This window comes from Weissella soli, assembly GCF_001761545.1.
GTDB classification, from domain to species: Bacteria; Bacillota; Bacilli; order Lactobacillales; family Lactobacillaceae; genus Weissella; species Weissella soli.
In genome coordinates, this window is the sequence record NZ_CP017326.1 from 1270596 (window position 1) to 1283938 (window position 13343).

General features: G+C 43.0%; 16 protein-coding genes and 1 pseudogene. 3 read left to right on the plus strand and 14 right to left on the minus strand.

Going from position 1 to position 13343, the window contains the following annotated elements:
• Positions 1-13 precede the first annotated feature (13 nt).
• The 8 genes from WSWS_RS06140 to WSWS_RS06170 form a co-directional block, all read right to left on the minus strand.
• Complete coding sequence (locus tag WSWS_RS06140) at positions 14-280, minus strand: phosphocarrier protein HPr (RefSeq protein ID WP_070230442.1); 267 nt, start codon at positions 278-280, stop codon at positions 14-16.
• A 113-nt stretch (positions 281-393) separates the two neighbouring features.
• Positions 394-567 (minus strand): hypothetical protein, encoded by a 174-nt coding sequence (locus tag WSWS_RS08200; RefSeq protein WP_164699452.1) that lies wholly within the window; start codon positions 565-567, stop codon positions 394-396.
• A gap of 126 nt (positions 568-693) precedes the next feature.
• Positions 694-1671 carry a beta-ketoacyl-ACP synthase III gene (locus tag WSWS_RS06145; RefSeq protein ID WP_070230443.1) on the minus strand — a complete coding sequence of 326 codons (978 nt, stop codon included), beginning with the start codon at positions 1669-1671 and terminating at the stop codon, positions 694-696.
• Positions 1672-1828: 157 nt separating this feature from the next.
• Positions 1829-2779 carry a thioredoxin-disulfide reductase gene (gene trxB, locus WSWS_RS06150; protein ID WP_070230444.1) on the minus strand — a complete coding sequence of 317 codons (951 nt, stop codon included), beginning with the start codon at positions 2777-2779 and terminating at the stop codon, positions 1829-1831.
• Positions 2780-2939: 160 nt separating this feature from the next.
• A complete protein-coding gene (gene galU / locus WSWS_RS06155; RefSeq protein WP_070230445.1) occupies positions 2940-3815 on the minus strand; it encodes a UTP--glucose-1-phosphate uridylyltransferase GalU in 876 nt (291 codons plus the stop codon).
• 6 nt (positions 3816-3821) lie between these two features.
• A complete protein-coding gene (locus WSWS_RS06160) occupies positions 3822-4841 on the minus strand; it encodes an NAD(P)H-dependent glycerol-3-phosphate dehydrogenase (RefSeq protein ID WP_070230446.1) in 1020 nt (339 codons plus the stop codon).
• A 105-nt stretch (positions 4842-4946) separates the two neighbouring features.
• On the minus strand, positions 4947-5876 hold the full coding sequence (hprK, locus tag WSWS_RS06165; protein ID WP_070230447.1) for an HPr(Ser) kinase/phosphatase: 930 nt from the start codon (positions 5874-5876) through the stop codon (positions 4947-4949).
• Positions 5877-5884: 8 nt separating this feature from the next.
• On the minus strand, positions 5885-6253 hold the full coding sequence (locus tag WSWS_RS06170; RefSeq protein WP_070230448.1) for a phage holin family protein: 369 nt from the start codon (positions 6251-6253) through the stop codon (positions 5885-5887).
• A 688-nt stretch (positions 6254-6941) separates the two neighbouring features.
• On the opposite strand from WSWS_RS06170, the gene WSWS_RS06175 reads away from it, so the two are divergent.
• Positions 6942-7391 carry a universal stress protein gene (locus WSWS_RS06175; RefSeq protein ID WP_070230449.1) on the plus strand — a complete coding sequence of 150 codons (450 nt, stop codon included), beginning with the start codon at positions 6942-6944 and terminating at the stop codon, positions 7389-7391.
• Positions 7392-7457: 66 nt separating this feature from the next.
• Complete coding sequence (locus WSWS_RS06180) at positions 7458-7829, plus strand: hypothetical protein (RefSeq protein ID WP_070230450.1); 372 nt, start codon at positions 7458-7460, stop codon at positions 7827-7829.
• A 133-nt stretch (positions 7830-7962) separates the two neighbouring features.
• Here WSWS_RS06180 and fusA read toward each other — a convergent pair whose 3' ends face one another.
• The 3 genes from fusA to rpsL form a co-directional block, all read right to left on the minus strand.
• Positions 7963-10080, minus strand: coding sequence for an elongation factor G (fusA, locus tag WSWS_RS06185; protein WP_070230451.1), 2118 nt, complete (start codon positions 10078-10080; stop codon positions 7963-7965).
• A gap of 203 nt (positions 10081-10283) precedes the next feature.
• Positions 10284-10754, minus strand: coding sequence for a 30S ribosomal protein S7 (gene rpsG, locus WSWS_RS06190; protein ID WP_070230452.1), 471 nt, complete (start codon positions 10752-10754; stop codon positions 10284-10286).
• Between the two features lie 20 nt (positions 10755-10774).
• Positions 10775-11191, minus strand: a complete 417-nt coding sequence (rpsL, locus tag WSWS_RS06195) for a 30S ribosomal protein S12 (RefSeq protein ID WP_070230453.1) — start codon at positions 11189-11191, stop codon at positions 10775-10777.
• A gap of 310 nt (positions 11192-11501) precedes the next feature.
• On the opposite strand from rpsL, the gene WSWS_RS06200 reads away from it, so the two are divergent.
• Positions 11502-11876 carry a hypothetical protein gene (locus WSWS_RS06200; RefSeq protein WP_070230454.1) on the plus strand — a complete coding sequence of 125 codons (375 nt, stop codon included), beginning with the start codon at positions 11502-11504 and terminating at the stop codon, positions 11874-11876.
• A 196-nt stretch (positions 11877-12072) separates the two neighbouring features.
• Here the strand turns inward: WSWS_RS06200 and rplT are convergent.
• The 3 genes and pseudogenes from rplT to infC form a co-directional block, all read right to left on the minus strand.
• A pseudogene (rplT, locus tag WSWS_RS06205) lies at positions 12073-12483 on the minus strand (50S ribosomal protein L20); the annotation flags it as partial.
• A gap of 66 nt (positions 12484-12549) precedes the next feature.
• Complete coding sequence (gene rpmI / locus WSWS_RS06210; protein ID WP_070230456.1) at positions 12550-12747, minus strand: 50S ribosomal protein L35; 198 nt, start codon at positions 12745-12747, stop codon at positions 12550-12552.
• 25 nt (positions 12748-12772) lie between these two features.
• Entirely contained in the window at positions 12773-13342 is a 570-nt protein-coding gene (gene infC / locus WSWS_RS06215; RefSeq protein WP_114981431.1) for a translation initiation factor IF-3, read from the minus strand.
• Position 13343: the final 1 nt, after the last annotated feature.

Here is a 13343-nt window from a genome sequence, read left to right on the forward strand (position 1 = left end):
ATTAAACTGATTATTAGTCAGTCAAGCCTTCAGCTGCCATAGTATCGGCGATTGCTGAAAGTGCTTCAGCTTCGTCATCACCTTCTGCAGAAATAGTTACATCAGCGTTTTGACCAACACCCAATGACATAACGCCCATGATTGACTTCAAGTTAACATCTTTACCTTGGTATGACAAAGTAACGTTTGAAGCAAACTTTGATGCTGCTTGTACCAACAATGTTGCAGGGCGAGCGTGGATACCAGTTTCGGCTACAATGTGAAACTCACGTGATTCCATGATTCTATTCTCCTCTAAACCAATAATTAATTTTATTAATAATAACTAAGGCAACGACGCCCCGGTTCTATGTTGTATATAGTAGCAGTTTTTGATTTCTTTTGCAAGCGTTTTCATTCCTTTTTCACATACGTGATGCTCCCACCTTGTGCTGCAATTCCACGAATCGCATTTTGGTAGGGATAGTCACGCCAGACTTCATAGAACTGCGGAAAGTCTTGCGCTTCAAGCACAAACTGTTCAAGTTCACCATTTCGCACTTGATTTAGCAACGCTTCAAAATCCATCTCAACTTCCTTTCTAAAAACAACTATCTACATTCTAACAAATTTTTTATGAAACCGTTATCTTATTTTCACCAGAACTCAAAAAAGATTGATTGATTACTCCATAATCATCAACCTTTTTCAATGTTAGAATTGCAACAAAAGACTACCGTATGTGAAGCCCGCACCAAAACCAGTCAACAATACTTTTTTACCTGTTAAATCTTCTTTACGGTTTAATTCATCAAATGCCATCGCAATACCAGCTGATGAAGTATTACCATAGTACACCACGTTAGCGGCAAACTTAGCCATCGGTTGCACCAATTGATCAGCAATGTTTTCAATGATGCGTAAATTAGCCTGGTGTGTGATATAAAAGTCAACGTCATCAGGTGACAAATTTTGGTCAGCCAAGAATTCAGTAATGTGTTGGGGGATTAATTCGGTGACTTCCGTGAACACTTGGCGGCCAAGCTGTGCGAAGGCGTCCGTCTTAGGATAATTATCCGCTGACAATTCAGTCAACGGCGCCACACGTCCAGAATGAACCACCTCAGCATCGCCAATTGTACGCATCCGCTCAGCAACTACTTGATTTTCGTCTTCATCAACCGCACTGACAATCACTGCACCGGCACCATCACCGAAGAAAACAGTCGACGTGCGATCTTTAAAATCCATCATTTTTGAATTCACTTCAGCAGAAATCACCAACGCATACTTATATTGTCCGGAACGGATAAACTTATCCGCCGTACTCATCCCAAAGACAAACCCGGCACAAGCCGTTGAGATATCATAGGCCCATGCATGCTCAGCTTGCAGATTTCGTTGGACTAAGGCTGCCGTCGAAGGTGCTAACCCATCCGGCGTAAAGGTCGTCACAATAATTAAATCGATATCAGCTGGTGTGAGATCAATTTGGGCTAACGCCAAGCGTGCCGCTTGTGTTGCCAAATCAGACGTATTTTCACCCTGTAAAGACATCCGCCGTTCTTTAATACCAGTGTGTGCTTGAATCCATTCGTCGTTTGTTTCCATGATGGCTGCTAAATCATCGTTCGTAACGACATCAGATGGCACATAGTGCGCTGATGCAATGATTTTAGTACCTAGTGTCATAGTAACTTCCTCTCTCTTTGCTCTATATTAGGACCATAATGTTTGATCTTGATTCAAACATTCAATTATCCAATCTTACACTATCCTTTGCAGATATTAAACTAATCAGTACAAAAAAGACTCCTTGTCCGAAAACAAAAAAGTCTTGCTAAAATACTTATTCAGTTACCGCACTGGCGACATCTTTTAACGCTTCGACATAACCGTATGCCGCTTGGCCGGCAATCGCAGCATCCCCAACGGCGGTGGTGATTTGACGTAGTTCCTTCTCACGAACATCACCAATCGCAAAGATACCCGGTTGGTCCGTTGCCATCCTGTCATCAGTTAGCACCCAGCCTAAGTTATTGGTCACACCTAAGTCATTGAATGGCTCTGAGATTGGCAACAAGCCCACATAGATAAAGACACCGGCGGCTGCCAAAGTTGAAATTTCATCAGTTTGATTATTGCGAATACGGACACCCGTCACGCGGTTATCTGCCCCTAAAATTTCTTCCACTTCAGAATTCCAGATAAAATCGATTTTGTCGTTGGCAAACGCCCGATCTTGAATGATTTGTAAGGCGCGCAACTTGTCACGGCGATGCACAACTGTGACCTTGTCAACGATACCAGCTAAGTACGTTGCTTCTTCAATGGCTGAATCACCGCCACCAACGACAATGACATGTTCCCCTTTGAAAAAGGCACCATCACAAACTGCACAATACGAAACACCACGGCCAGTGAACGTTTCTTCACCAGGCACACCCAACTTCTTGTAGGCGGCGCCGGTCGCCAAAATCACTGAGCTGGCTGTATATTCATCCATGTCGGTGATAATCCGCCAAGTTTGTGCATCTGCAGCAATGACGTGTTCAACAGAGCCAAAAGCGTACTCTACCCCGAATTTAGTCGTGGAAGCGAACATTTTTTCGGCTAATTCAGGTCCCAAAACACTTGGAAAGCCTGGGTAATTCTCGATTTCAGCAGTATTATTCATTTGACCGCCATAAATGCCACGATCAACCATCAATACTGACATGTTTGCACGAGCCGCATAGGTTGCCGCAGTCATACCGGCAGGCCCAGCCCCGATAATTACGACATCATAGTGTTGTGTCATGGTTGTTTCCTCCATATTCAAGATTTATATTCACAAAATGATCTTTTATTAAATTAGTGAATATTTTACCCTGCTTAACCCCGTTTGGCTATATCTATTTCATTACAGAAAAATGAGAGGTTACTACAATGCAGTAACCCCTCACTTTCTTCCACCAGGCTTAGTCCAAAGTGGCCGCTAAATCCTTAATGTATTGCTTCAAGGCATCCTTTGTTTGGGGATGTTCCAAACCAAATTCAATATTGGTCATCAAAAAACCAATCTTTGAACCGACATCGAATCGCTTACCCTTGAATTCATGAGCGTAGACGTGTTGCCGTTGATTCAATGAATCAATCGCATCCGTCAATTGAATTTCATTCCCCTTACCAGGAGCAGTGTGTTCCAACTCTTCGAAAATCTCTGGCGTTAGCAAGTAACGACCAATGATCGCCAAGTCAGAAGGGGCATCTTCTGGCTTTGGCTTTTCAACGAATGAAGTCACCTTGAACAAACCATCGCTGACTTCAGCTTCAGGGTTGATCACCCCATATTCAGAAACCTGCTCATGAGGTACTCGCATAACGGCCAAGGTTGAATCACCCGTCTGCTCGTAACGATCAATCAATTGCTTGGTCAAAGGTACTTCGTCAGTCATCAAATCATCACCTAACATGACCACGAAAGGTTCGTCACCGATAAAGGCTTTAGCAGTCAATACGGCGTCACCCAAACCACGTGGGTGTGATTGACGAATGAAGTACAAGTTGATATCCGTTGTTTCTTCAACAATCTTCAACAACTCGTCCTTTCCCTTTTCTTTCAAGTTGTTTTCCAACTCAGGATTTGAATCAAAGTGATCTTCAATTGAACGCTTTGACTTACCATCCACGATCACGATGTCTTCGATACCTGAGGCCAAAGCTTCTTCAATGATAAATTGAATCGTTGGCTTATCAACAATCGGCAACATTTCCTTAGCTAATGCCTTGGTAGCAGGCAAAAAACGTGTTCCCAACCCTGCAGCTGGGATAACAGCTTTACGTACTTTCTTCATAACTCACTATTCTCCTTCTTGGTGTACGGGACGGCCCATCAATTCTGCAATGGCATCCTTGGGATCTTGATTTTCGTACAACACTTGATAAATTGCTTTTGTAATTGGCATATCGACGTGCTTTTGCTGTGCGAGTTCATGCACAACCTTAGTCGTTGAGATACCTTCAATAACCATTCCCATGTGAGCAACAATCTCATCAAGGCTTTTGCCTTCACCAAGCTGTAGCCCAGCACGGAAATTACGAGAATGCACGGATGTAGCGGTGGCATATAGATCACCAACCCCCGCCAGACCCATAAAGGTCAATGGGTTAGCACCCAAGGCTTGACCTAGACGCGCAATTTCGGCCAAACCACGCGTGAACAAGGCAGCTTTCGCATTAGCATCATAACCAAGGCTTTCAAGAGCCCCCGCGCCAATGGCGATGACATTCTTCAAGGCACCCCCAATTTCAGAACCAACTAAATCATCATTAGTGTAGACACGGAAACTAGCATTGGTAAAGACTGCTTGCACACGTTCGGCAACTTTCAGATCATCACTGGCGACACTCACCAAAGTGGGATCATGTTTAATCGTCCCCTCAGCATGTGAAGGTCCTTCGATCACCGCAACCGCTTCGCGATACTTGGGATCGACCTCTTCAGCCAACATTTCAGATGTTCGCTTATAGGTACCCGGCTCTAAGCCTTTTGTCGCACCAACGAGAATCACCTTTTGACCAATATTGGCCAGCGTTTCCTGTAACTTATGGGCCACTTCGCGTGTGGCCTTCGTTGGCACAACACTTAAAATGATTTCAGCACCGGCAACAGCTGCGCGCAAATCAGTATAGGCGACAACACCTTCATGCAATGGATTTTCACCCAAGTATTTACTATTTAAGTGGGTTTCGTTAATTTCAGCTACTTGGGCAGCCCGATGGGACCATAACCGAACGTCATGATGATTCTCCGCCAAGACGTTTGCTAGTGCAGTTCCCCATGAACCGGCACCAAGCACAGCAATTGATGTTGTACTCAAAATAAGCCTCCTAATTTGCTATTTATGAACAGCAATAACAGAATAATTTTATCACACAATTAAAAATTGTATATAAATCAAATTTTAATTGTTTTCATTTTTTAACTAATTTGAATTCTCAGTAATTAACGAATTCAGATGACTATTAAACGTTTCCGTGGCATCAAAGCCCATCTGCTTGGCCCGAAAATTTTTAGCCGCCGTTTCAATCAAAATAGCCAAATTACGACCCGTTTGCACCGGTAGCACCAATCGTGGTAAGTCAACGTCCAAAATTCGGATAGAATCCTCACCATTACCTAACCGATCGACCACTTGACCATCCTCCCATTTTGCTAGATGCAAATTAAAAGAAATGGTCGCATGATTACGCACTGCACCGGCACCAAATAAGTTTAAGACGTCAATGATACCCACACCGCGTAATTCCATGAGATTCTTTAAAATTGCAGGAGCTTCCCCGACCAGCCGTTCTTCATCTTGTTGATAAATATCAACGCGGTCATCTGCGATCAACCGGTGGCCCCGTTGGATGAGTTCAAGCGCAGTTTCTGACTTACCAACACCGGAATCACCAGTAATCAGGACGCCTAAGCCGAAGATATCAACCAAAACACCATGTACTGATTGCCGTTCTGCCAGTTGTCCTGATAGAAAGTAAGTCATATTGGACAAAATTCGTGATGACGTGAGCTCAGTCGCCAAGACCGGTATCTGAGCTTCATTTGCCGCTTGCATGAACTCTTCTGGTAATTGACGTCCAGTCGACACCACAAAAACCGGCGTCTCAGCTGACATCATCTTACGGGCAACTAACAATTTCTCTTCATGGCTCATCCGTTGTGCAAAAGACGTTTCCGTTATGCCCATGAGTTGCACACGTTCTGCAGCATAATAATTGAAATAGCCGGTCATTTCTAGCCCTGGACGGGAAATGTTTTCCGTCGTGATGGGACGATCCAAATATTCGCCACCCGTCACCACCGTCAAACGCGTATTGTCTAATAAATCTTTTACTGTAATTTTTTTTGCCATAGTATTTCTCACTTGTTGTTTCGAACTAGATAACTTGACAGGATTGCGTTAATCACCGACATAATCACCGAAATTAGCAAGGCCCACCCAAAACTTGCGAATTGGAATCCAGCACCCACGATCCAACTTGTCAGCCACAAAATTACCGCGTTAATCACAAAACCAAATAGGCCAAAGGTTAACAAAGTTAATGGTAAGCTAATTAATTGTAGAAATGGACGCAAGATGCCATTTAAGATACCCAGTACCAAGGCTGCTAAGATCCCTGTCGTAAAGTTTTCGATATAAAGACCGTTCTTAAAAAATCCTGCCAACGCCAATAACATAATTACATTAATTAGTAATCGTTGGAGGAATGAAAATCGATTAAACATCATATAATTCCCCAGCTTTCCTTATAATTATTACCATACACAATTCCATTATACCAGTAATGAAAGCGTTTTTTTAATCAAAGTGTGTAATTTTACAGATTCCCTAAGCTCGGGACAACTCGGCTGGATTTAGTTAGTGCAATAAAAAAACGTCAAGGACAAGTCCTTGACGTTTAGTTTGGCAATGCTATTGTAATGACCGGCAATAGCTCCGGTGATAGATTACTCTACCAGTCAACGTACACCAATTCCGAAAAATTGCAGTCATGTGCAGAGGGGGAGTTCCACAACGTCCGTCCTCACCTACCACTAATACGCGTGTTGAGATTTAACTCAGTAGGCCGTATATAAAGATCGAAACATGATCTTCTCGACTCATCGCATAACCATAATTATACAGAATTCTATTCGGTTTTTCAAGTGTTAAATGCCGTGATGGCCGATTTCTAACCGTTTTCTCACCGTTCCAGCCACGTTAGCAGACCTAGATTGATGCCTTATTTGGTGAGGTTTTTAGGACCAGGAGCAGCAGCCAGACTTGTATCTCTTAAACATTTGATCTTGGGATTACTGAAAATTGAAAACCCTTTCATATCATTCTGATAAAAGATATAATGTAAGTACAAATAACTGGTATGGCATCGTACCACTTTTAGAACGATGCTAACCTTTTAAAAATCGGGGGAATCTTATGGCTAACGAATTAGAGTACAAGAATATTTTAGCACCTGTTGACGGTTCTGCCGTCTCTGAACATGTGGCGTTAAAGGCTGCCGCAGTGGCCCATCGCAACGATACGCGGCTGGACTTACTATATGTCATTGACACCAACGCTTTGTCAGGCGTGGCTGGCATGTCCATTACTGGAGATGTTGTCTACCATTTGGTCCAAGACTCCGAAGACAAGCTCAACAAATTAAAAGAACAGGTTCTAGCAGCATTCCCAGGGTTGGAAGTCGACATCCACATGCGTTTTGGCTCACCAAAGAAAGTGATTGTATCCGAATTTCCAAATGACCACGATACTGGTTTAATCTTGATTGGTAAATCAGGACTGAATGCCCTGGAACGTTTGATTGTGGGTTCAGTGACAACGTTCGTCGTGCAAAATGCTAAAACTGACGTATTGATCGTCCAATAATTATAGTTTGATTAGAATGAAATAAGTATTATAATAGAGCTTAATACTTATTTAGAGGGGCTACTTATGAAAATTATTGGTAACAACCTTGAAACAATTCACAAGTTCCGACACGAGAACATCAGTGAACGCTTCTTACAGGATCCAATGTTGTCAGTTATGGCTGGCTTAACAACGGCAAACAATCCTCATCGTTTAGTGCTATTATACCTAGATTCAAATAAAACCTTCTATCTAGTCGATAATACTTCTTCACTAGCCCATTCATTGACCTATATCGATGGTGCCATTGCTGTTCGCGAATGGAGTCCTGCAGATTTAATGGCGCTTATTCGTGGCTATCCAGGTGGTGGTTTTGATAACTACTTCCAAATTTTGGTTAATAATACGGCCGAGGCCCATGAAGCCGTGGCAACGCAAGAAACCCCTATTCAATAAGCACAACGCCCCCCAAGCTCTGTGGTTTGGAGGGCGTTTGCTATTTTCCAAGCCAGGTTATCCTTAAATACCAACGCAAAAAAGCACCTAAGTATAAATACTTAAGTGCTTTTTTCGGTAATTCTAAATAGAATTAACCTTCTTGCTTACCATACTTGGCGATAATTTGTTCTTGAACATTCTTAGGAACAGCTTCGTAATGGTCAAAGGCCATTTGGAAAGTTCCACGTCCTTGAGTAGCAGAACGCAAAGTAGTAGCATAGCCGAACATTTCAGCCAAAGGAACCTTACCATGGACCATGATTGAGTTTCCACGTTGCTCTTGACCTTCGATCATACCACGACGAGATGAGATATGTCCCATAACATCACCAAGGTTGTCTTCAGGTGCAACAATGTCAACCTTCATCACTGGTTCAAGGATAACGGCACCGGCAGTCTTAGAAGCTTCACGCAAAGCCAATGAGGCAGCGATCTTAAAGGCAGCTTCTGATGAGTCGACATCGTGATAAGATCCATCGTACAACTTGGCCTTCAAGTCAACCAATGGGAATCCTGCCAAAGGACCGTTGTTCAATGAGTCACGCAATCCAGCTTCAACTGAAGGAATGTATTCACGAGGAACCACACCACCGACGATGGCATCTTCGAATTCGAATCCGGCACCCTCTTCATTAGGTGTGAATTCGATCCAAACATCACCATATTGTCCCTTACCACCTGATTGACGCTTAAAGTATCCACGTGCCTTAACAGATTGAGTAAAGGCTTCACGGTAGGCAACTTGAGGTGCCCCAACGTTAGCTTCAACATTAAATTCACGCTTCATACGGTCAACGATGATATCCAAGTGCAACTCACCCATTCCTGAGATCAAAGTATCACCAGTTTCAGGGTTAGTTTCGGCACGGAATGAAGGATCTTCTTCAGCCAACTTTTGCAAAGCATTTGACATCTTGTCTTGGTCAGCCTTTGTCTTAGGTTCGATAGCCAATTGGATAACTGGGTCAGGGAATTCCATAGACTCCAATACCAATGGGTGATCAACGTCAGTCAAAGAATCACCAGTGGTAGTATCCTTCAAACCGATAGCGGCTGCGATATCACCAGAGAAAACTTCTTCGATTTCAGTACGGTTAGTTGCGTGCATTTGTAGCAAACGACCAACACGTTCACGCTTGCCCTTTGAAGTGTTCAAAACGTATGAACCTGATTCCAAAGTACCAGTGTAAACACGCAAGAACGTCAAACGACCAACGAATGGATCAGTCATAACCTTAAATGCCAAAGCCGCAAATGGCTTGTCATCATCGGCAATCAAGTCAACTTCTTCATCAGTATCAGGATCGTTAGCAATATATGGCTTAACGTCCAAAGGTGATGGCAAGTAGTCAACAACCGCGTCCAACATCATTTGAACACCCTTATCCTTGTAGGCTGAACCTGCAAGTACTGGGTAGAATTCCAATGACAAAACGGCACGACGAATGGCAGCCTTCAAGTCAGCTTCTGAGATTTCTTCTCCACCAAGGTACTTATCCATGATGTCATCATCAACATCAGCGATGGCTTCAACTAATTCTGAATACTTTTCTTCAACCAAATCAACGTAATCTGCAGGAATATCATGCTTCTCCCACTTCTCACCTAATTCATCGACTGGGAATAAAGCTTCCTTAGAGATCAAGTCAATGATCCCTTCAAAGTCATCTTCGGCACCGATTGGCCATTGAATAGCCTTTGCGTTAGCACCCAAACGTGACTTAATTGAGTCAACTGACATTTGGAAGTCAGCACCCATCTTGTCCATCTTGTTAACGAAAACAATACGTGGTACTTGATAAGTTTCAGCTTGACGCCAAACAGTTTCAGTTTGTGGTTCAACACCAGCAGCACCGTCAAGGACGGCAACAGCACCATCCAACACACGCAATGAACGTTCAACTTCGATTGTGAAGTCCACGTGTCCTGGGGTGTCAATGATGTTAACACGATATGGTTCCTTGGCGTATTGGTCGTGGAAACCATGCCAAACTGCAGTCGTAGCAGCAGATTGGATTGTGATTCCACGTTCCTTTTCTTGATCCATAAAGTCCATTTGTGAAGCTCCATCGTGAGTCTCACCAATTTTGTGGATTTTACCAGTATAGTACAAGATACGTTCAGTCGTAGTTGTCTTACCGGCGTCGATGTGGGCCATAATACCGATATTTCGAGTACGGTTCAATGGGTATTCACGCTTGTTAGCCATTGTGAAAAATTCTCCTATGTTAATATTCGATTTTCGATTGTAGAAAACCGCTTACGTTAAATTATACCGCAAAAATCACGTATTGACTAGTTGAATCCCAGTCTCACTTGACTAGATGCAACTTGGCCACTTTGTGAAATTTACAAAAAAAGAGATTTTAGCCGAAGCTGAAATCTCTTTCAATACCAATTGATAAGAAAAGCTTACCAACGGTAGTGTGCAAAGGCACGGTTGGCTTCAGCCATCTTGTGTGTGTCTTCGCGCTTCTTGACAGATGCACCAGTGTTATTGGCAGCATCCATAATTTCCTTAGCCAAACGCTCTTCCATAGTGTGCTCACCACGGAGACGTGAATAAGAAACCAACCAACGCAATCCCAAAGTAACTCGACGTTCTGGACGAACTTCGACAGGAACTTGATAGTTAGATCCACCAACACGACGTGCGCGGACTTCCAATACAGGCATGATGTTGTTCATGGCCTCTTCGAAGACTGCTAGTGGTTCTTGATCAGTAGATTCCTTAATACGATCGAACGCATTGTACAAAATAGTTGAAGCAGTTCCGCGCTTTCCATCAAGCATCAAGCGGTTGATCAAACGTGAAACTAGCTTTGAGTTGTAAATTGGATCAGGCAGAACTTCAGCCTGCTTAGTATAACCCTTACGTGGCATTTTATATGTCCTCCCTTAAATTACTTCTTCTTAGGACGCTTTGCACCGTACTTTGAACGGCTTTGCATACGTCCGTCAACACCGGCAGTGTCCAACGCACCACGAATAACGTGGTAACGAACTCCTGGAAGGTCCTTAACACGACCACCACGAATCAAAACGACCGAGTGTTCTTGCAAGTTGTGACCAATACCTGGGATGTAAGCAGTAACTTCAATAAGGTTTGACAAGCGCACACGAGCGTACTTACGCAATGCTGAGTTAGGCTTCTTAGGTGTCATAGTTCCCACACGAGTAGCAACTCCACGCTTTTGTGGAGCAGATAGCTTAGTGGCCTTCTTCAAGATTGAGTTATATCCGAAGTTCAAAGCTGGTGAGTTTGACTTCGTGCTCTTTGACTTACGGGGCTTACGAACCAGTTGGTTAATTGTAGGCATGTCTAAGAGTCCCCTTTCGATTTTTTGTATTTGTAGTCCACAATTCCGGGCGTATCGTTAAATAACTCGAAATAATAGCTTAATTCGGCTATCCGCAATCAGTTCAGCACGTCTCGCGAACCGATCGCGGACACTAAATTGCTTTAAGCACAAAGAATATATTACCATTCCCAGGTTTTAATTGCAAGCATTTATCCAAAACAAATGCCCTTTTCACAACTTTTGTTTTGCAAACCACCCCGGGCGTGTCATTTGTACAAATTTATACCCTTCGATTCTCTTTCTTGCATACGTTATAAGGAGATCTCATATGGTGCTCACGTTGTTTTTTGCCATTCTATGTATTGAAAGTTGTTTTGATCTGCGTTCTCAAACAATTATTTGGGGCTTGCTTTGTCCATTTTATGGCTTAATTTTTGTTTCGCCACATGCATTGTGGTCATTGCTACTGATGACCCTCCTGTATATTGCCGGATCCTTGTTCAATACACTCTACGAGACAATGATTGGCAATGGTGACTTAGATATCATCTATTTGGTAGCCTTAGTAACTGATTTCTATCACTTTAATCTCTGGCTGACTATTGCTTGTGCCCTCGCATTGATTCCAGCAATGGTTTATAGAACCAGGATTCCTTTTGTCCCCTTTTTAACAATCAGTTTTGCGGTGATTCAATGCCTTTAAATGCACAAAAAAACCATCATTTCTGATGGTTTTTAACTAAGCATTAAACCAATGCCAATAATTCTGCCTTCTTAGCTGAAGCAGCGTATTCAGTGCCTTGAGCATCCAAATATGCCTTAATTTCAGCAACAGTATTCTTAGCTGATGGCTTTTCTGAAGAAACGGCAACAGTCTTAGTAGCCTTTTCAGCAACCTTGATTTCTACTGAAGTTTCCAAAGTAGCTGGAGTTGCTACACGGAAGTCTTGTCCGTTATCTGCCAATGCCTTCTTTGAAGCTTCTGCCAAAGCTGCAAATGCGGCTGAGTCAGAAACAGCCAAGTCTGCCAACATCTTACGGTTCAACTTTGAACCCAACAATGACAAACCGTTCATGAAACGTGAGTATGACAAACCGTTCATACGTGCTGCAGCGTTGATACGTGCAATCCACAACTTACGGAAGTTACGCTTAGTAGCCTTACGGTCACGGAAAGCGTAAACCCAACCCTTCCAAACTTGTTGCTTAGCAACCTTATAGTTAATATGACGTTGACCACGGTATCCCTTGGCCAACTTAATCATCTTTTTGCGACGTGCGCGTGTAACAGTTCCACCCTTAACTCGCATGGGTAAATTCCTCCGATAATTTTTCTAAAATTCAACGTGTCAAATCTAATTACTTAAAGAAGTTGATTAGATGTTGTACAACAAGTGAGTGTAAGTCTTCAAAGTTGTGTGGTTCATAGTTGAAGTTCCACGTAATTGACGACGTTGCTTCTTAGTCTTACCGTGGAAACGGTGTGACGTAAAGGCGTTACCCGACTTCAAAGCACCCTTAGCAGTCTTCTTGAAACGCTTTGCTGAAGCGCGGTGTGTCTTAAACTTAGGCATTAAAATATCCTCCAAACTGGTTTAATTACTTAGTTTCCTTAGGGGCAAGCACCATAAACATGCTGCGGCCCTCCATCTTCGCCTTGGCTTCGACCTTTGCGATCTCCTCCAAGTCGGTAGCAAGCCGGTTCATTACTTCGCGTCCGATTTCCTTGTGCGTAATTGCACGGCCACGGAAACGAATTGAGACCTTAACTTTGTTACCTTTTTGTAAGAACTTAATTGCATTGTTCTTTTTAGTGTTAAAGTCGTTGTCGTCTATTGTTGGGCTCAAACGAATTTCCTTAACGCTAACGATTTTTTGATTTTTGCGTTGCTCCCGTTGCTTCTTTTGGCTATCAAATTTGAACTTACCGTAATTCAAGATTTTGGCAACCGGTGGCTTGGCGTTAGCTTGCACTAATACCAAATCCAATTCAGCTTCGTCAGCGATGCGTTGTGCATCTGCTGTATCCATTACACCTTGATCACCGTCATCAGTAATCAAACGAACTTCACGAACACGAATGTGATCATTAATCAAATCTTGTTGTTGTTGTGGTTGACGCGCGTTTGCTATGGTCCTAACCTCCGTAAAAACTTGTGTGAAAATAATA